The sequence below is a fragment of the Caballeronia sp. HLA56 genome, assembly GCF_054655155.1.
On record NZ_BAAHOB010000002.1, the window covers coordinates 388,753 to 405,192 of the forward strand.

A 16,440-nucleotide genomic window follows, 5' to 3' on the forward strand; every position below is an offset into this window, starting at 1 on the left:
GTGTTACACCTCATCGCGACTGCAACCTGAACGCCTCCCCACGAATCCCCGCCCGATCCACGGACGCGATGCGATTGCGCCCGTGTTCCTTCGCCTGATAAAGCTGTGCATCGGTCAGATTGATGAACGTCGTCGGATCGATGCCATCGGTCGGCACGACGGTGCCCACGCCGAAACTCGCCGTCACGCGCTGATTATGCGGCGAGCGCAGATGCGCGATGTCTTCATCCGCGATCAATTCCCGGCAGCGCTCGGCAATACGCATGACCGCTTCGGCGTCGGTATCCGCGAGCACGAGCACGAACTCCTCACCGCCGAAACGGCCGAGAAAATGCCGTGGCCCGGCCGCCTCGGCGAGCACGCGGGCAACGCGCTTCAGGCATTCGTCGCCTTGCAGATGGCCGTAGTAATCGTTGAAGGACTTGAAGAAGTCGATATCCACCATCACGAGCGACAACGGTTTGCCCGACTCCTTCGCGGCCTGCCATTCGCGCTGCATCACGTTGTCGAACATGCGGCGATTGCCGACGCCCGTGAGGCCGTCGCTCAGCGACAGATGTTCCAGTTCCTTATGCAGGCGCGCGAGTTCTTCCTCGGTGCGCTTGCGTTCGCTGATGTCGAACATGAAGCCGATCAGCGAATCCACGCCGCCTGCCTCGTTGCGCACTACATGCACGACATCGCGCAGCCAGACATAGCCGCCATCCTTGGTCAACGCGCGATAGTCCGCTTCGTGATCCGCGCCCGCCTGCGACTGCGCCACGCAGAAGTTCACGACCGCCTCGCGATCGTCGGGATGCATGCGCGCGGCCCAGTCGTTGACGTCCTTCCACGACGATGGCGCCCAGCCCAGCAACGCCTCGATCTGCGGTCCGATATACGCGAACTGCATGGTGGCCCAATCGATCTTCCACGGAATCGCCTTGGTCGATTCGAGCAGCGTTCGATAGACCGCGTGATCGTCTTCGCCGAGCGCGCGTTCGGCTGGCGCGAGCGTGTCTTCGTGGCGCAGGAATTCAGCCTTGAGCGGGCTTTCAAATGGGTCTTGGCTCATCGTGTCGGTCGGAATGGTTCGTTGCGCGTGTTTACGGCCGTTAAGCGCACGTCTTTAACGCATTCGTTCCGCCCTGTCCCGAAGCCTCACCGCACCACGAAATGCATCACATCAATCCGCCCTTCACCAAAGCCCGCCTCGCAAAAAGCCAGATACAGCCGCCACGTGCGAATGAACGCATCGTCGAATCCAAGCGCACGCACTGCGTCGAGCCGCGCTTCGAAAGCGGCGCGCCAGTGATGCAGCGTGCGCGCATAGTCCGCGCCGAACGCAAGCGACGGCGCCGCGTTCATTCCCGCTTTCTGCGCCGCCTGCACGAAGCGCTCGGGACTCGGCAACATGCCGCCAGGGAAAATCTGCTCGCGGATGAAATCGCTCGACGCGCGATACGCCAGAAAACGCGCATCCTCGATCGTGATCGACTGCACCAGCGCCTGCGCGCCCGGCGCGAGACAGCGGCGCAGCGTGCGGAAGTACGTGGCCCAAAAGCGCTCGCCAACCGCCTCGAACATTTCGATCGACACGATGGCGTCGTATTGCTCACGCAGATCGCGATAATCGCGTAGCTCGATATCGACGAGTGCGCTCAAACCCTCGCGTTCCATGCGCTCGCGCGCAAACGCATGCTGCGCCGCCGATATCGTCACGCCATGCACGCGAATGCCCTCGCGCGCCGCATGCCGCGCGAAACCGCCCCAGCCGCAGCCAATCTCGAGCACGCGCATGCCCGCGCGCAAGCCGAGCGTCTCGACGATGCGCCGGTACTTGCGTTCCTGCGCCGCTTCGAGCGAGAGGCTCGCGTCGCCGTCGAACCACGCGCTCGAATAGGTCCACGTGGGGTCGAGCCAGAGCGCGTAAAAGTCGTTGCCGATGTCGTAATGCGCGTGGATATTACGACGGCTGCCGGCGCGCGTGTTGGGCCGCAGCCGATGCCTGACGTTATGCACGCACTGCGCGATCCAGCCACCGTTCACGGTGCGCTCGACGACCTCCTGATTGCGCATCGCGAGCCGCAATACCGCGGCGGGATCGGGCGTATCGAGCCAGTGATCGCGATACGCCTGCGCAAAGCCGATATCGCCCGAACGGAGAATGGCCCGGCACGCGCGCCAGTCGTGCAGGTGCAGCGTAGCCGCGGGCTGCTGCAGGGCATCGCCGAACACACAGCGGTCGCCGTCGGGCGTGACGAGCACGAGATGACCCACGCGTATGCGTTTGAGGAGGCCCATGAAAAGCCGCGCCGAAAGCGGCATGCCCGCCTGCGCGGAAATCGTCCGCAAAAGATTCATGTCTAGCCTTGTGTTTTGTTATTCGGTCCGTTCTTTCATCGCGTTCGGGTCCTCGGCCGATGGCGGATGTCTGCCGTGGAACGGCACGCGCTTGATCCAGAGCCGAAGCGCCTGCCAGTAAATGCGCGCGACGACGGCGACAGCCAGCAGCGGCTGGCTCAATAGCGTGCGCAAGGCAAGCGGGCCGGTTAGCGGCCGCGCCTTCAGGCCGATTGCCGTGCGAATCAATAGCCCGTCGCGGTCGCGATAGTCGATCGCGACCGACAGCCGGTCGCCATGCCGCCGCACGCGAAAGGCATAGTCGCCATCGACGTCGCAGAAAGGGGATACGTGCAGCGTCTTGCGGCAGGCGAGCTCGGTGTCATCGACGATAGGCGCGTGGTCCGGCGCGCTCAAGAGATAGCCGCGATGCCCGCCGAAGGTGTTGCGCACGTCCGCGTACAGCGCGCGCAAGTTGCCCGCGCGGTCATGGCAGAACCAGAAGCTCACGGGATTGAAAGCATGGCCGAAGACGCGCGGAATGGAGAGCAACCGGATTTCGCCATCGGCGGGAATCGCGGCATCGGCGAGGCGGGCGCGCATCCACGTTTGCAGATCGCTGCCATCGCGCGGACCGAAGTCGCGCTGAAAAAACGCGAACGGCCGAACCTGGTCGATGCCGAACCACGCACGCTTCACTTCGCCAAGGCGCGCGAGGTCGCAAGAGACATAACAAACCGGATACTCGAAGCGATGATGCACCGGCCGCAGGCGCTCGTGCATCACGCGGCCCGTGAGCAAACGTGCTGCCTCGCCGTGGCCGCGCGCGACCTTCACAAGCGCGCCCATTCCGGTTCCACGCCGAAGTCCCGCGCGATCCTCAACGCCGACTTCAGGCCGTCCTCGTGAAAGCCGTATCCGGTCCACGCACCCGCGAACCAGGTGTTGTGCACGCCCTGAATCTCGGGCAGGCGCTGCTGTGCATCCACGGCGGCGAGATCGAGCAGCGGATGCTCGTATTCGTAGCGGCCGAGTTCGCTGCCGGGCGCGGGTTCATCGACGGGATTGAGCGTCACGATCACCGGTGTTTCGAACGGCAGCGGCTGAAGCTGATTGAGCAGATAGCTCACGCACACCGGTTCGGCCTCACCGTGGCCCGCCCACGCGCGCGCGCCGAGATAGTTCCACGCCGACCACACGCGGCGGCGGCGCGGCAGCAACGCGCGATCCGTATGCAGCACGGCAAGATTGCGCTGATAGCGCACGGCAGAAAGCAATGTGCGCTCGCTGGCCGAAGCGTCGTCGAGCAGATGCAGGCTCGTTGGCGCGTGGGTGGCGAGGACGAGAGCATCGAAACGCTCGGGTCCGGCGTCATCGGTCATGACGACGACGCCTTCGTCATCGCGACGAATACCGCGCACGGGCGTGCCGATGCGCACATCGTCGAGCGTTGCCGCGATACGCCGCACATACTCGCGTCCGCCGCCCGTCACGGTGCGCCACCGCGGCCGATTGTTGACCTGCAAGAGCGCGTGATTGAGACAGAAGCGCAGAAAGGTCGCGGCGGGAAAACGCAAGATGTCGCTGGCGGCGCTCGACCAGATCGCGGCGGCCATCGGCAAAAGATAGTGACGCTGAAACGGCGCGCCATAACCGCCTTCGAGCAGCAACTCGCCGACCGAACACCGGTTGAGCGTTGCACGCTCCAAATGCTGCTGCGCCGATGCATTGAAGCGCAGAATGTCGCGCAACATGCCGATGAACGCGGGCGAAAACAGATTGCGCCGCTGCGCGAAGACCGTGTTCAGACTCGTGCCCGCCCATTCGAGCCGCCCGCCATCGAGCGACACGGAAAACGACATGTCGCTTTGATGCGTCGCCACGCCGAGTTCGGCGAGCATCGCGATCAGGTTCGGATACGTGCGCTCGTTGAAGACGAGAAAGCCGGTATCCACGGGATGCCGTTTGCCATCCAGCTCCACGTCCACGGTGTTGGTATGGCCGCCGAGATAATCCGCGGATTCGAACAACGTCACGCGATGCTTGCGCGCAAGCAGCCACGCGCTCGCCAGTCCGGCGATTCCCGCGCCGACCACGGCGATGCGCTGACCTTGTCCTGGTGCTCTTCGGTTCATGTCGAGAGGTCTCCTCGCGCCGAGTGGGCCATTGCGGGCAGCGGTCAAACGTGTCGTCGCAAATCAATACGATGCGGCGCGCCCGCCGGATGCAAATGGCATGCAAAGGTTTTCAGTCGCCCTGTCCGGGACTCTGAAAGCCTGGCTGTCCGATCTGCTCGGGGCTTTGCGGCACGCGCCGGAACTGCGTCGTGTCGTATCCCATTGCGTCCAGACGCGCGAGGAGCGAGCGATACGTCTCGTCGTTCATGGTCGGCTCGCGCGAGAAGATCCAGCCGAGCTTCTTGTTGGGATAGCCGAGAATGGTGTAGCGATAATCCGGATCGACATAAAGCGTCATCTGCGTCACGTGGATCGGCCAGAAGATGCGCACGCTCCATTCGCCGCCGCCGCTGCCGGGCTTCACCGAATCGAGAAACTGATGATGCGTTTCGGGCGCGTCGAAGCCCTTCTTGCGGCCGAAGAACTCGTCGACGATCTTGCCGTCGTCGCGCAAGGTCCACATGACATGGCTCGCGACGAAATCGCGTTCGGCGAAGTAGGGGATATTCGCGATCACGAACCAGCGTCCCATATAGCGCGGCAGATCGACAGGCACGCTTTCCAAAGGCTGTTCGGCGCGCGGGTTCGGATTCGGCGGACCATTCGAGCAGCTTGCAACCAGCAGGATGATGCCCGCGCCAGCGAGCGCGGCAATGAGTGCGCGTTTCATGAGATGACCTTTGACTGAAGAGTGTTCGGCCGAGTGTTCAGCCGCTTCTCGAACAGGTAGTGCGCGACGCCCCACTCACTACCGGACGCATAGCCGAACAGTTCGGACACTGCCATATAAAACATGCGCCAGCGTTGCAGCCAGAGTGCGGCGTCGTCGCCATAAGTGTTCTGAAGCATCGGCATGACGCGAGCGCGCGCCGCGTCGAGCGCGGCGAGCCAGAGATCGGACGTGCGCGCGTAGTGCGAGCCGTTGACCCACCATTGGCGCGTCACGCGCAAATCGTCCTGGAAGTTGAGCAGCAGCGCGGCGGACGGCATGGTTCCGCCGGTGAAGAAATAGCGCGACATCCAGTCCGAACTGTCGCGCGAGGCGAAGTGATAAGCGAGCGTGCGATGCGCGAAAATATGCACGAAGAGCTTGCCGTCGTCGGCGAGCCAGCGCGCAATCTTTTCGAGCAGCAGGCCGTAATTCTTCATGTGCTCGAACATTTCGACAGACAGAATGCGGTCGAACGCGACGGCGTCGCCATCGGCGGGGAAATCGAAATCGACGATATTGCCGGTCGTGACCAGCAGGTTCGTGAGACCGCGCTGGGCCGCGCGAGCCTCGATGAACGCGCGCTGTCCATGCGAATTCGACAACGCGACGATGCGCGCATTCGGGTAACGCTCGGCGAGCCACAACGCGAGCGAGCCCCAGCCGCAGCCGAGATCGAGAATGCGCTGGCCATCGGCGAGTTGCGCGCGTTCGGCATAGCTTTCGAGCATCGCGATCTCGCTTTGTGCGAGCGTTTCCTGGCCGCTCGGAAAATAGCCACACGAATATTTGAGGCGCGGCCCGAGGTGAGCTTCGAAGAACGCGCCCGGCAACTCATAATGCTGCGTGTTGGCAGCTTGCGTTTCGATGGCAATGGGGCTCGTGCGCAAATCGGCCAGCAGCGTATCGAGCGCTTGCGTGCGGCGCTCGCCGTTGCCCGCGTGTTCGTCGCGCAGACGCTGGCGGATGAAAGCGCGCATGCCGGCGCGCACCAGCGTGTCGGGAAGCCAGCCGCGTTCGCAGAGGCGAATCATCCAGCTTTCGTCCAACGGGGGATTCGAATTGTCGAGCGGGCTGGCTTGTCGTGTTGATGCGTTCATCGGCGAAATCCTCGGGTTATGAATGCACGGGCGGCTTCGGCGGCCACGGCACCAGCACGCTGGTCGTGCGCATGTAGTCGCGATAACCGTCGCGCGTTTCGGCAAGCCGCGCTTCGAGCAGCGGAATGCCCGACACCTTGATAAGGAGCCACGCCATCAACAGCGGCGGCGCGATGGTGAGCCAGCTCCACGGCAGGCCGATCGACAGCACCGCGTAGGCAACCCAGTGCACGCACTCGAAGAAATAGTTGGGATGACGCGAGTAACGCCAGAGGCCGTCGCGGCACACCTTGCCGTGATGCGATGGGTCGGCGGCAAAGCGCTTCAACTGACGGTCGGCCAGCGCTTCGCCTGCCACGGCGATGATCCACACCACGACCGCCGCCGCGATAGCCACCGGATGCGCGGGCTCGACCGAATATGCGGGCACGAAGAACGCGAGCGCGAGCAAGATGGAGATGAGCACCTGCAACTGGAAGAACCAGAACATGTTGCGCGCCGCTGCCGCGCCCCAGCGTTCACGAAACGCGTGATAACGCGGGTCTTCGGGTTTGCCGTGATTGCGCCGCCACAGATGCAAGGCAAGGCGCGCGCCCCAGACGCATCCGCCAGCCGCGACGCATAGACGATTGATGGACGCGCCAGTCCCGGCCACCGCGATGAACAGCGCGACGAGTGCGAGCGATGCCGCCCAGATCGGATCGATCATGCCGGCGTTTTTCGAGCGCAATTGCCAGAGCCATACGGCGCTGAAGAGCAGCACAAGGCCGGCCAAGGCAATCAGGAAGGAGACGACAACGGGCATGCGAAGCTCCACGAACATGCGTTCGATAGAGCAATACGGATGCCGGTTTGAGATGGATGCAGTTAGAGCGCGTCTTGTCGACGGCGAACGAAAACTCGACGTCGGCGTGGGCGTTGGTTCGTCGGATCACCGGTGAAGCAGGCTTGTTAGGCAGCGCGACGACTACTTTCGATCGCGAAGCCAAGCGGTGCGCTGCAAAGAATGCAAGCGCACCGCCTATGTAACGTAGCGCGTTACGTGCCGCGAATCTCGCCCGTGCCGATCACGGGACCCGTCGGCGCACCGGTCGGCGATCCGCCCGGCGGTTCCACCGACACCGCCAGCACCGCCTTGTTGCTCAGCAGCGCCATGATCTCGGGCGGAAGGTTCATGGTCGCAGGCGTGTTCGACGGGAATACGCCTAGCGCGATCGGCTTCGCGTCTGGCGGGATCAGCCAGAGCTCGGTCGCGCGATCCGCCGCGATGACCGATTGCACCGCCGGTACGACCACCATGCGCGAACGCGAGACATCGACGGTTGCGGTCCAATGCGCGACGCCGTCCTTCTGCGCGATGGTCGCCACCATGTATTGCGGCGCCTGAGCGACGGTTGGCTGCGGCGGCGCTTGCGGCGCGCGCGTGAGATTCACCGCGACCAGCACCAGCGCGACGGCGCTCGCGCCGACGGCTAGCCAGCGCCACAGATCGAGGCTGTTCCACCAGCCGCTCTTCTTGGCCACCGAGCCTTCCGGCAGGAAGCCGAGATCGCGCTGGATTCGCGTCCAGATGCGTGCGGGCGGTGTCACCGGCGCGATGTCCTGCGCGAGCGGAGCGAGCCGCTCGTGCCAGTCATCCAGCGTGCGTTGCAGACCGGGATTGCGCGTCACGTCCGTTTCCAGCGCGCGGCGCTCCTGCAGGTCGAGTACGCCGAGCGCGTACTCGGCGCAGCGCAGATCGTCTTCGTTTTGGGCGGGCGTGTTCATTGTTCGAGGCACGTCCTGAGTTGCATGAGGCTTCGGCGAATCCAGCTCTTCATGGTGCCGAGCGGCACTGCCAGACGTTGCGCCAGCTCGTTATACGTCGCGCCCGTGAAGAACGCTTCGCGCACCGCGCGGCCTTGCTGCGGCTCCAGACGGTCGAGACATTGTTCGAGCCGCCGCCGCTCTTCGCTCGATTCGGCCGCGGCGGCGGGCGTCGGGGCATCGTCGGCGATTTCGGGGGTTTCGTCGTCGCCGAGCAATTCCTCGCGGCGCTGACGCATGCGGTCGATGGTGCGATTGCGCCCGAGCGTAATGAGCCAGGTGATGGCGCTGCCGCGTTCGGGATCGAAGGAATCGGCGCGACGCCAGGCGGCGGCGTAGACCTCTTGCAGGATGTCCTCGGCTTCGCCTCGGTCGTGCATCATCCGCAAGATCACGCCGAACACGCGCGACGAGGTCACGCGGTACAACTCCGCGAACGCTTTCTGGTCTCCCTTCGCGACACGCACGAGCATGTCGTTCAGGCGCTCGCGCCGCAACAGGCCGGCGTCGGTGTCGCTGCCGTCGTTTCGGTCGGAGTAATTGCCGGTGCTGCCGGAGGTAGTGTCCGTCATGGGCAGAATGGGTCGAGCCGCGCTCGGGGGTGAGGTCCTGCCGAAATATATCACCGTGCCGGCGCGCTGCAAGCAATCTGTCGCCAGGGCGCTATAAAGAAGCCTCGTCATGTCCGTGTCCTTCCGGCATCCCGTTCGTATTCTCAGGGAAGATACGGATCACAACGCGCACGGGATGCAAGCCGCGGCTATTCGAACGCCTCGGAAAAGCGCGCCATCGCCCAGTCGATAAACACGCGCAACCGCTGGCTCATATGCCGGTCGGGCGGATAGACGAGAAAGAACGGATAAGGCGCCGGCTGCCAGCCTTGCAGCAGCGGCACGAGTTCGCCGCGCGCGATCGCGGCATTGGCCGCATAGGCGAACGTCTGAATGACGCCGAGTCCCGCCAGCCCCGCCGCGAAGTGCGCCGTACTTTCGTTCACGCCCATGTAGCGGTTCTGCGCGCCGTCCACGACGACCTTCGTCGCACCCTTTTCGAAGCGCATGGGCACGACGCGGCCCGATCGTGCCGACATGTAGTTCACCACGCGATGCCCCTTCTCCAGATCGGACGGATGCCGCGGCTTGCCGTATCGTTCGATGTAGCCGGGCGTGGCGCACGTGACGAAGCGCGCGCGTCCGAGCGGCCGGGCAACGAGCGATGGTTCGTCTGCCCGGCCGCCGCGAATCACGCAGTCGACGTTGTCGCCGATCAGGTCGACCTGACGGTCGCTCACGCCGAGCCCGATGTTGATCTCCGGATATTGCGCGGTGAATTCGGGCAGCGCCGGAATGAGCACGCAACTCGCCGTGGACGAACCGATGTCGATCCGCAACCGTCCGCGTGGCCGCTTCTGCGCGGCGCTGAAGCTCGCGTCGATATCTTCGAGTTCGTGCAGAAGGCGCGTGGTGCGTTCATAGTACGCATTACCTTCCGGCGTAACGGAGACTTGACGCGTCGTACGCTGCAGCAGCTTCATGCCGAGATGCTTTTCGAGCGAACCGACGAGCTTGCTCACGGTTGCAAGCGGCATGTCGAGCGAGCCGGCGGCGCGCGTGAACGATCCGGTTTCGACGACGCGCGCGAACACCCGGATGGCAAGAATCTGGTCCATTGATTATCTATGCAGGTGGATAAAGTAATCGCGTTCGACGACTTTATTCAACAATCCATTGTTTGTACAGTGAGGTTCATGCGCTGGCGACGACGCCGGCTTAACTGATCGAATCGGAGAACATCATGACTCAAGAAACGCAAGGTAAGCTGGCAAACAAGATTGCACTGGTGACGGGCGGATCGAGCGGCATTGGTCTTGCGTCGGCGCAGGAACTGGCGGCGGAAGGTGCGACGGTGTTCATCACAGGCCGTCGTCAGGCGGAACTGGATGCGGCGGTCGCGGCCATCGGCGCGGGCGCGACGGGCATTCGCGCGGATGTATCGAAGCTCGACGATCTCGACCGCGTCTTCAGCGAGATTCGCGAGCGTGCGGGGCGGCTCGATATCGTCGTGGCGAATGCAGGCGGTGGCGACATGGTGCCGCTTTCGCAGATCGATGAGGAGCACTTCGACCGCATTTTCGGAACCAACGTGAAGGGGCTCGTGTTCACGGTGCAAAAGAGCTTGCTCTTGCTCGTGGATGGCGGCTCGGTCGTCCTGATGGCCTCGACCACTGGAATTCAAGGCACGGAAAATTTCAGCGTCTACAGCGCGAGCAAGGCGGCGGTGCGTAACTTCGCGCGCTCATGGATTCTGGATTTGAAGGATCGCGGCATTCGCGTGAACGTGGTGAGCCCGGGCCCGGTGCGCACGCCGGGGCTTGCGGGCATCGTGCCCGAAGGTCGGCAGGAAGGGTTGTATGCGCATCTGGCTTCGTCGGTGCCGCTCGCGCGACTGGGCGAGCCGCGTGAGATCGGACGCGCGGTGGTGTTTCTTGCATCCGCTGACGCAAGCTTCGTGAACGGGGCCGAGTTGTTCGTCGATGGAGGGATGGCGCAAATCTAAGCGTCGACGTTGTCGGCGAGGCACTACCTTCCCGCCGACAACATCGTTCCCCGACAGCCCGATGCCTGACATCGGCATGCATAAAGCCGCTTCATTGCCGCCGTGCGCCGTCCTTCCACCGTCAGGCGGTAATCGATGAAGAGCTCATCGCCCTTTCGAATGGGCTGGATGGCGAAGATGAAGACGCGCTCGCCGTCCTGCTCGGCTTCGCAGTTCGGCGCGCAACTGTGATTGAGCCAGCGTGCGGAGTTGCCGCCGCGTGCGCCGTCGATCACGCTGCCATCGTCGAGACCGAAGAAGAAGGTGTGACCGTCCTCGGCGGTCGAGCGTTCATGGCTGCGTTGCGCCTGCTTCCACGTCAGCCGCTGCCCCTTGTATTCGAGCAGCAGCGCGCCGGTGGGTAGATCGGCGAGGGCGAAAACGCCCCGGCCATGGACGGGAGAAGTTCGTACTGTGATTCGTCGCATGGTGTGGCGGCTCGCTTGGGTTTGCTTGAATTCGCGCGAAGACGGGAGATTTGTTTGAGCCTGTGCGCGGCGATGGTTATGATGATGCCGTCATAAATCGCTGTCACGCCCATGCATGCTGTTTTAACCCGCAGGCGCAAGAGACGCAAGCCACTCAGAGGCACGCTCGCGCGCTATCGTAACCGTATCGTCGAAGTGTTGGGAGAGGCTCGCGGCGAACGCGTCATGATTCGCTCCATTCACGACGATGGCGTCGAGCGGCGCACCGCCGTCAAGTGGATCAACCTGCTGCCGATGGATACCGAACTCTTCTGACTTGCACTACGTCCTCATTCTTCTCTCATTTTCGGCTCGCAGAATGGCTTCATCGACGAACCGGAAACAACAGGAGACGAACATGAAGACGATCAGAAACATCACGCTGGCACTGGCCTTGAGCGCCGCTTGCATGACGGCGGCAGAGGCACATCCGTTCATTGGCGTGGGTATCGTGGGCGGGCCCGTGTTTCCCGTGGCTTCCAATGCGCAGAGCGCGCCGCCGCTGCCGGTCTACCCGCACGCAATGTACTCCGGCCCCGCGCCGCTGCCGCTCGATGCACCGCCGCCCGTTTATGTGCAACCGGCCATCGGCAATATCGCGGCGATCATGGGACATGCGAACCCGGCGAACGGCATAACGGGATCGTAAGGACGCATGTGCTCAGGCCGCGAGGCTGTGCTTGCGCAGCCATTCGAGCACGATCGCAGCGATGGCGTCGCTGTTGTCGTCGGCCATGAGCGCGTGAGAGTTGCCGGTAATGCCGCGCGCGGGCAGATCGATCCATTCGACATCCGTGCCCGCCGCGGCCAGCGCGTCATGCCAGCGCCGGACGTTCGGCACCGAATCGACCCAAAACGAATGCTGATCGAGATAGTCGCCCCAAAGGAAGAGATGCGGCACATCGCGCACAAGAGCGGCGTCGCGATCGTCAGGGGACGGCGCGCCGGATGGCTCCAGCGAGATCACCGCCTTCACGCGTTCCGGCGCATTGAGCGCGGCCGTCAGCCCGAAGTTGCCGCCCTGACTATGCGTGAGGATGATGCTGGTGTCGAGGCTCGCGATGAGCGCGTCGTAAGCATGTTGCGTGCGGGCATTGTTGGTCGCCCAGCGCGGCACGAACTGATGCATGAAGGTTTCCATCCGCCCGACAGGAAAGCGCACGCCTTCGTGCGAGCGTCTTGCCGCTTCATCCGGATGCCACGAGCCCGCCGGCCCGAAGCGGAAGGTTTCTTCCCACGCCTCGCGCGCCGTGCGAAAGTAGGGCGCTTCGGCATATACCTCGGGATACGGCGCCCACGACGCGCGTCCGCGTTCGACCGCATCGGAGACATACACATCCAGACCCGAGCGCAGGAAGAACATCTGCCAGCCGGGACGGCCGTCGGGCGTGGTCTCCCAGTTGACGCCGCTCATGCCGCCGCCATGCCAGAGCAAGAGCGGCCATCGTCCGGTGGGACGTTCGAGCCTGATGTATTGCACGTACATCTGTCCCGCGATGATCTCGCCATTCTGATCGACAGGATGCACCGCGCCCTGGTTCGTGCTGACGCGGTCGCGATGCGGCATGCCGCTTAGCGTAAGCATCTCGCCGCCGACGAAGAAGCTGCCGATGTCGCGTACCGAGATGCAGGTTTGCAACTGGCGCTGTGTGTCGGCTGCGTGGGGATGATCGGTCATGGATGGCGCCTTTTTCGGTGGGCACGCGGGATGGATCGTTCCTCATTCTAGATGCTTCCACGTCGCGCACCGGCGCAATTACAAACCGCTTCACGCGGTCCCCCGGCGCGTGGTGCACACTACGCGCAGACGAATGGCTTTCACTCGGGAACAACGGCTTATCGTGTGGCTCTAAGGGGTCGACAAACACGCGACAGTGCTTCAGGTGCCGATCGCGTCCACGACACACGCGTGCCTCGCGGCGGCTCTTTTTTCGATTGGAGCCGAGCCAAAGCGCGCCAGCTTGCGGACCATGAATACCCAACTCAGCAACGAATGCAGGACCCGGCTTTTCCGGATCACACTTGAAACGCCGGCAGAAGGCGTGGCCTTCGTCATGGCGGACAGCCGCGAAGCGGCATGGCGAATCGGCAAGACGGTGATGGCGGTCTTGCGCGGCATCGGCGTGTACGATGTCGCGCTCAAACACGTTCACTCGTTTGCCGAACTCGTCGCAATGGGCAAAGGCGATGACGAAGACCTGCGAATCTTCGAAGTGGCTTACGACGATGAAAACGGCCCGGTCTGGGCCGGCTCGCCGTACTTCCTGACTAATGATTCATCGCTGCTCGGCAAGTGGGCCGAACTTTGCGCGGATCTTGCTGCGGATGTGGCGCGTATGGCCATCCGGCGAGCGAAGTAGTCTTTGGGCCTGGAACGGACCTAACTCAGGCGGCTGCACGCCGGTTCTGAGCGTCCTCATGCGACTCGGGGTACGCAGAGTCGAGCGCGTTATCCAAAAGAGCAAGCTTGCGTTGCAGCGAGGCGACGCGATGGCACTGCGACGGGACGAGATCGTAGTCGGCATCGAGCTGGGCGATGCGTTTGTCCCAATATCCGGTCGGAAAACGTCCCGGCGCCACGTCGGGCGGCCCGGCATAGCTTGCGAGAATCAATTCCAGATGTCTGAGTTCGCTTTCCGCGAGTTGCGCGGTTCGGCGCTGTCGAAACTCGGGGATGGCGGCATCGATGCCTTTCTTCATAGTCCTTTTCCTGCTCGATTCGTAAAGTAAACATCTGAGCAATTGACGTTCCGATGGTTCGCTTTACCTTCTTCGAAATTGTTTCCAATTGAAAACCAGCTTGCGGTGAGGCTTACCTGGTCTCGTTTCCGCACCTTTTGGCATCGAGCGGGTTTTCCCTCATTCTTCTCCGAACGACCGTTCGAGGCACGGAACGCATGCAAAGGACGGGAGAATCAACGGGACATTTCTTCATTGCCTTGGCGCTTTCTTCAAGCAAGTGGTGCTGGGTCTGCTGATTGCTTTGATGCTGTTCGAAGGCAGCGCGGCAACTCCTGCATAAGCGCTAGCCTCCATCGAGGTATCGACAATGAAAAAGACAGCGTCTTCCATCCTGTGCTGCGCCGTTGCGTTGACCGGACTCATCGGCTCCATCGCGGCGCACGCTGAAGAAAGCACCGTGCCGGGCAACACGCAATCGGGCACTGGCGCATCCGGCAAGTCGGCTGGCACGGCAGGCGGCGCGGGCGCCGCAGGCAAGGCGGGCACCGATCCCACGACGCTCGCGCGTACCGAAGAGGAACGCGTGAAACAGAAGAACGCCAAGAGCAGTGGCTCGGGCAAGGCCGATTCGAAAAGAAAAGACTGGAAAGACTAAGCCCTCGCCATCTCCGACTTATGAACGATAGCCGCACACGCAAGAGCCGTTCGTCGCGACCGCTCGACGCCGAACTGGAAAAGGCACTACTCAAGGTATTCGGATTTCCGCACCTGCGGCCGGGTCAGGAAGAGGTCATTCGAAGCGTGCTCGACGGCGCCGATACGCTCGCCGTCATGCCAACAGGCGCCGGCAAATCGCTTTGCTATCAACTGCCGGCGCTGCAATTCGAGGGCATGACGATCGTCGTATCGCCGCTCATATCGTTGATGCGCGATCAGGCTGCCAAGCTCGCGGAAGCGGGCGTGGCGACGAGGGTTCTGAATAGCACGCTCAAGGCAAGTGAAGCGCGCGAAGCAATGCAGGCTATCGCCGATCATGCGGTTCGCATACTGTTCGTCACGCCCGAGCGTCTCGTCGATGCCGAGTTCAACGCAACACTTCTTGCTGACGGCATGCCCGAAGTTCCGCTCGTGGTGATCGACGAAGCGCATTGCATTTCGCAGTGGGGACACGACTTCCGTCCCGCGTACGTCGAACTCATTCATGCGGTCAAGACGCTGGGCCGACCGCCCGTGCTCGCGCTGACGGCAACCGCGACGCCCGCGGTCGTCACGGACATCGTGCGCGAATTGCAAATGCGCCATGCAAACGTGATCCATACGGGCGTGTATCGCGAGAACCTGCATTTCTCCGTCGAGCAGTTGACGAATCCCGAGGAGAAACGCGCGCGTGCAATCGAACGCGTGAGCGCAATACAAGGCAGCGGCATTGTGTATTGCTCGACAGTGGCCGAGTGCGAGGCGCTGCATGCCGCGCTCGTCGATGCCGGCGTCGAGGCCGAGCGTTATCACGGCAAGCTTGCGGCGAGTGTACGTTCGGAAGCGCAGGACGCTTTCATGGAAGATCGCGTGCGCGTGATGGTGGCGACCAATGCATTCGGCATGGGGATCGACAAGCCGGACATTCGCTTCGTGCTGCACGCGCAGATGCCCGGCAGCCTCGATGCGTACTATCAGGAAGCAGGCCGCGCGGGCCGTGATGGCGAGCCTGCGGATTGCATTCTGCTCTTCGAGATGAAGGACAAGCAGGTTCAGCAGTTCTTTCTCGGTGGCCGCTATCCGAGTGCGGAGACTATTCGACTCGTGGCCGAAACCGTATGCAAGCTCGCCAAGGAAGACGCTAGCCACACGCTGCAGAAGCCGCTTGAACGCTTGCAGGAAGCGATGCCGAATATTGGTGCGAACAAGTTGCGCGTGGCGGCAACATTGTTGAACGAACTCGGCATGACGCGGCGCACGCAGCGCGGCGGCATGAAACTCATCGACGATGGCGCGGCCTTCGCGCATCTCGATCGAGCAGCGGGCGCGTACACCGCGAGAGCGCAGCGTGACCGCGCGGTGCTGGAACGAATGATCACGTACGTGCAGAGCGCGCAATGCCGCTGGCGCATCGTGCTCGACTATTTCGCTGCCGATATCGACGATGCAAAGTCGCATGAGCTTCTGCGTCAGGCGGAGATGAATTATCGATCGCCGGAGGACGAGCTTGGCGGCAAGACATGCGGCGCTTGCGATAATTGCCTGCATCCGCCGGAGATCAGCATAAGCGCGCGTGAAGAACGTGAGCACGCACGCGTCGATGAAGCGTCGAAGCCGCTGGGCAAACTAAAGACTTTCGAAGCGGGCGATCGTGTTCGCGTGCGTCGCTATGGCGTGGGCACGGTGGAAATGATGAGCGGTGAAAGCGTTGCCGTCCGCTTCGCCGATGACTCGACGCGCACGTTCGTCGCGCAATTCGTCAAGCGCGCTTCTTAAGTTTTTTTTAGCGTTTTCTTAGCATTTCCCAAGCGTGCGGATTAAGGGCCTTAAGTCATGAAAGCGCGTTTAGCGACGCTTGACAATCAAGCGCAATCAAAGCGTAAAAG

General features: G+C 62.7%; 18 protein-coding genes. 5 read left to right on the plus strand and 13 right to left on the minus strand.

What is annotated here, in order from left to right; all coding sequences use genetic code 11:
* Window positions 1-10 precede the first annotated feature (10 nt).
* The 10 genes from ACYQ47_RS08190 to ACYQ47_RS08235 form a co-directional block, all read right to left on the minus strand.
* Window positions 11-1,054 (minus strand): sensor domain-containing diguanylate cyclase, encoded by a 1,044-nt coding sequence (locus ACYQ47_RS08190; protein WP_459905048.1) that lies wholly within the window; start codon window positions 1,052-1,054, stop codon window positions 11-13.
* An 86-nt stretch (window positions 1,055-1,140) separates the two neighbouring features.
* Window positions 1,141-2,343: a class I SAM-dependent methyltransferase gene (locus tag ACYQ47_RS08195; protein ID WP_459905049.1), complete on the minus strand. Its 1,203-nt coding sequence runs from the start codon at window positions 2,341-2,343 to the stop codon at window positions 1,141-1,143.
* A gap of 18 nt (window positions 2,344-2,361) precedes the next feature.
* Window positions 2,362-3,171, minus strand: coding sequence for a DUF1365 domain-containing protein (locus ACYQ47_RS08200; protein WP_309846675.1), 810 nt, complete (start codon window positions 3,169-3,171; stop codon window positions 2,362-2,364).
* Window positions 3,156-4,457: an NAD(P)/FAD-dependent oxidoreductase gene (locus ACYQ47_RS08205; protein WP_250494407.1), complete on the minus strand. Its 1,302-nt coding sequence runs from the start codon at window positions 4,455-4,457 to the stop codon at window positions 3,156-3,158. The genes ACYQ47_RS08200 and ACYQ47_RS08205 overlap by 16 nt, the downstream gene beginning before the upstream one ends.
* A 112-nt stretch (window positions 4,458-4,569) precedes the next feature.
* On the minus strand, window positions 4,570-5,169 hold the full coding sequence (locus ACYQ47_RS08210) for a lipocalin family protein (protein ID WP_459905050.1): 600 nt from the start codon (window positions 5,167-5,169) through the stop codon (window positions 4,570-4,572).
* Window positions 5,166-6,308, minus strand: a complete 1,143-nt coding sequence (locus tag ACYQ47_RS08215; protein ID WP_459905051.1) for an SAM-dependent methyltransferase — start codon at window positions 6,306-6,308, stop codon at window positions 5,166-5,168. Before ACYQ47_RS08215 ends, ACYQ47_RS08210 begins: the two co-directional genes overlap by 4 nt.
* A gap of 16 nt (window positions 6,309-6,324) precedes the next feature.
* Window positions 6,325-7,113, minus strand: a complete 789-nt coding sequence (locus ACYQ47_RS08220; RefSeq protein WP_459905052.1) for a DUF1295 domain-containing protein — start codon at window positions 7,111-7,113, stop codon at window positions 6,325-6,327.
* Window positions 7,114-7,346: 233 nt separating this feature from the next.
* On the minus strand, window positions 7,347-8,075 hold the full coding sequence (locus ACYQ47_RS08225) for an anti-sigma factor (protein WP_244829831.1): 729 nt from the start codon (window positions 8,073-8,075) through the stop codon (window positions 7,347-7,349).
* Window positions 8,072-8,686: a sigma-70 family RNA polymerase sigma factor gene (locus tag ACYQ47_RS08230; RefSeq protein WP_244829830.1), complete on the minus strand. Its 615-nt coding sequence runs from the start codon at window positions 8,684-8,686 to the stop codon at window positions 8,072-8,074. The genes ACYQ47_RS08225 and ACYQ47_RS08230 overlap by 4 nt, the downstream gene beginning before the upstream one ends.
* Before the next feature lie 188 nt (window positions 8,687-8,874).
* Window positions 8,875-9,783, minus strand: coding sequence for a LysR family transcriptional regulator (locus tag ACYQ47_RS08235; protein WP_459905053.1), 909 nt, complete (start codon window positions 9,781-9,783; stop codon window positions 8,875-8,877).
* Window positions 9,784-9,908: 125 nt separating this feature from the next.
* Here ACYQ47_RS08235 and ACYQ47_RS08240 point away from each other — a divergent pair, with 125 nt between their 5' ends.
* Window positions 9,909-10,670, plus strand: a complete 762-nt coding sequence (locus ACYQ47_RS08240; protein ID WP_459905054.1) for an SDR family NAD(P)-dependent oxidoreductase — start codon at window positions 9,909-9,911, stop codon at window positions 10,668-10,670.
* A gap of 23 nt (window positions 10,671-10,693) precedes the next feature.
* Here the strand turns inward: ACYQ47_RS08240 and ACYQ47_RS08245 are convergent, their stop codons facing one another.
* Window positions 10,694-11,137 carry an SET domain-containing protein gene (locus ACYQ47_RS08245; protein WP_250469065.1) on the minus strand — a complete coding sequence of 148 codons (444 nt, stop codon included), beginning with the start codon at window positions 11,135-11,137 and terminating at the stop codon, window positions 10,694-10,696.
* A gap of 397 nt (window positions 11,138-11,534) precedes the next feature.
* Here ACYQ47_RS08245 and ACYQ47_RS08250 point away from each other — a divergent pair, with 397 nt between their 5' ends.
* Complete coding sequence (locus ACYQ47_RS08250; protein WP_250469068.1) at window positions 11,535-11,825, plus strand: hypothetical protein; 291 nt, start codon at window positions 11,535-11,537, stop codon at window positions 11,823-11,825.
* Window positions 11,826-11,837: 12 nt separating this feature from the next.
* On the opposite strand, the gene ACYQ47_RS08255 is transcribed toward ACYQ47_RS08250, so the two are convergent.
* On the minus strand, window positions 11,838-12,854 hold the full coding sequence (locus tag ACYQ47_RS08255) for an alpha/beta hydrolase (RefSeq protein ID WP_459905055.1): 1,017 nt from the start codon (window positions 12,852-12,854) through the stop codon (window positions 11,838-11,840).
* Window positions 12,855-13,146: 292 nt separating this feature from the next.
* Between ACYQ47_RS08255 and ACYQ47_RS08260 the strand changes: the two genes are divergently transcribed.
* Window positions 13,147-13,536 (plus strand): hypothetical protein, encoded by a 390-nt coding sequence (locus ACYQ47_RS08260; RefSeq protein WP_310391646.1) that lies wholly within the window; start codon window positions 13,147-13,149, stop codon window positions 13,534-13,536.
* Between the two features lie 25 nt (window positions 13,537-13,561).
* Here ACYQ47_RS08260 and ACYQ47_RS08265 read toward each other — a convergent pair whose 3' ends face one another.
* Entirely contained in the window at window positions 13,562-13,876 is a 315-nt protein-coding gene (locus ACYQ47_RS08265; RefSeq protein ID WP_244829823.1) for a hypothetical protein, read from the minus strand.
* 349 nt (window positions 13,877-14,225) lie between these two features.
* Here ACYQ47_RS08265 and ACYQ47_RS08270 point away from each other — a divergent pair, with 349 nt between their 5' ends.
* Together ACYQ47_RS08270 and ACYQ47_RS08275 are read left to right on the plus strand one after the other, a co-directional pair.
* A complete protein-coding gene (locus tag ACYQ47_RS08270; protein ID WP_244829822.1) occupies window positions 14,226-14,513 on the plus strand; it encodes a hypothetical protein in 288 nt (95 codons plus the stop codon).
* 20 nt (window positions 14,514-14,533) lie between these two features.
* Window positions 14,534-16,330 carry a RecQ family ATP-dependent DNA helicase gene (locus ACYQ47_RS08275; RefSeq protein ID WP_459905056.1) on the plus strand — a complete coding sequence of 599 codons (1,797 nt, stop codon included), beginning with the start codon at window positions 14,534-14,536 and terminating at the stop codon, window positions 16,328-16,330.
* Window positions 16,331-16,440 lie beyond the last annotated feature (110 nt).

Bases quoted from the DNA above. Each gene is read 5' to 3' on its own strand.
- ACYQ47_RS08265 (WP_244829823.1), bottom strand. From the start codon at position 13,876: ATGAAGAAAGGCATCGATGCCGCCATCCCCGAGTTTCGACAGCGCCGA.
- ACYQ47_RS08270 (WP_244829822.1), top strand. From the start codon at position 14,226: ATGAAAAAGACAGCGTCTTCCATCCTGTGCTGCGCCGTTGCGTTGACC.
- ACYQ47_RS08195 (WP_459905049.1), bottom strand. From the start codon at position 2,343: ATGAATCTTTTGCGGACGATTTCCGCGCAGGCGGGCATGCCGCTTTCG.
- ACYQ47_RS08225 (WP_244829831.1), bottom strand. From the start codon at position 8,075: ATGAACACGCCCGCCCAAAACGAAGACGATCTGCGCTGCGCCGAGTAC.
- ACYQ47_RS08205 (WP_250494407.1), bottom strand. From the start codon at position 4,457: ATGAACCGAAGAGCACCAGGACAAGGTCAGCGCATCGCCGTGGTCGGC.
- ACYQ47_RS08235 (WP_459905053.1), bottom strand. From the start codon at position 9,783: ATGGACCAGATTCTTGCCATCCGGGTGTTCGCGCGCGTCGTCGAAACC.
- ACYQ47_RS08275 (WP_459905056.1), top strand. From the start codon at position 14,534: ATGAACGATAGCCGCACACGCAAGAGCCGTTCGTCGCGACCGCTCGAC.
- ACYQ47_RS08260 (WP_310391646.1), top strand. From the start codon at position 13,147: ATGAATACCCAACTCAGCAACGAATGCAGGACCCGGCTTTTCCGGATC.
- ACYQ47_RS08250 (WP_250469068.1), top strand. From the start codon at position 11,535: ATGAAGACGATCAGAAACATCACGCTGGCACTGGCCTTGAGCGCCGCT.
- ACYQ47_RS08200 (WP_309846675.1), bottom strand. From the start codon at position 3,171: ATGGGCGCGCTTGTGAAGGTCGCGCGCGGCCACGGCGAGGCAGCACGT.
- ACYQ47_RS08240 (WP_459905054.1), top strand. From the start codon at position 9,909: ATGACTCAAGAAACGCAAGGTAAGCTGGCAAACAAGATTGCACTGGTG.
- ACYQ47_RS08210 (WP_459905050.1), bottom strand. From the start codon at position 5,169: ATGAAACGCGCACTCATTGCCGCGCTCGCTGGCGCGGGCATCATCCTG.
- ACYQ47_RS08215 (WP_459905051.1), bottom strand. From the start codon at position 6,308: ATGAACGCATCAACACGACAAGCCAGCCCGCTCGACAATTCGAATCCC.
- ACYQ47_RS08190 (WP_459905048.1), bottom strand. From the start codon at position 1,054: ATGAGCCAAGACCCATTTGAAAGCCCGCTCAAGGCTGAATTCCTGCGC.
- ACYQ47_RS08220 (WP_459905052.1), bottom strand. From the start codon at position 7,113: ATGCCCGTTGTCGTCTCCTTCCTGATTGCCTTGGCCGGCCTTGTGCTG.
- ACYQ47_RS08230 (WP_244829830.1), bottom strand. From the start codon at position 8,686: ATGACGGACACTACCTCCGGCAGCACCGGCAATTACTCCGACCGAAAC.
- ACYQ47_RS08245 (WP_250469065.1), bottom strand. From the start codon at position 11,137: ATGCGACGAATCACAGTACGAACTTCTCCCGTCCATGGCCGGGGCGTT.
- ACYQ47_RS08255 (WP_459905055.1), bottom strand. From the start codon at position 12,854: ATGACCGATCATCCCCACGCAGCCGACACACAGCGCCAGTTGCAAACC.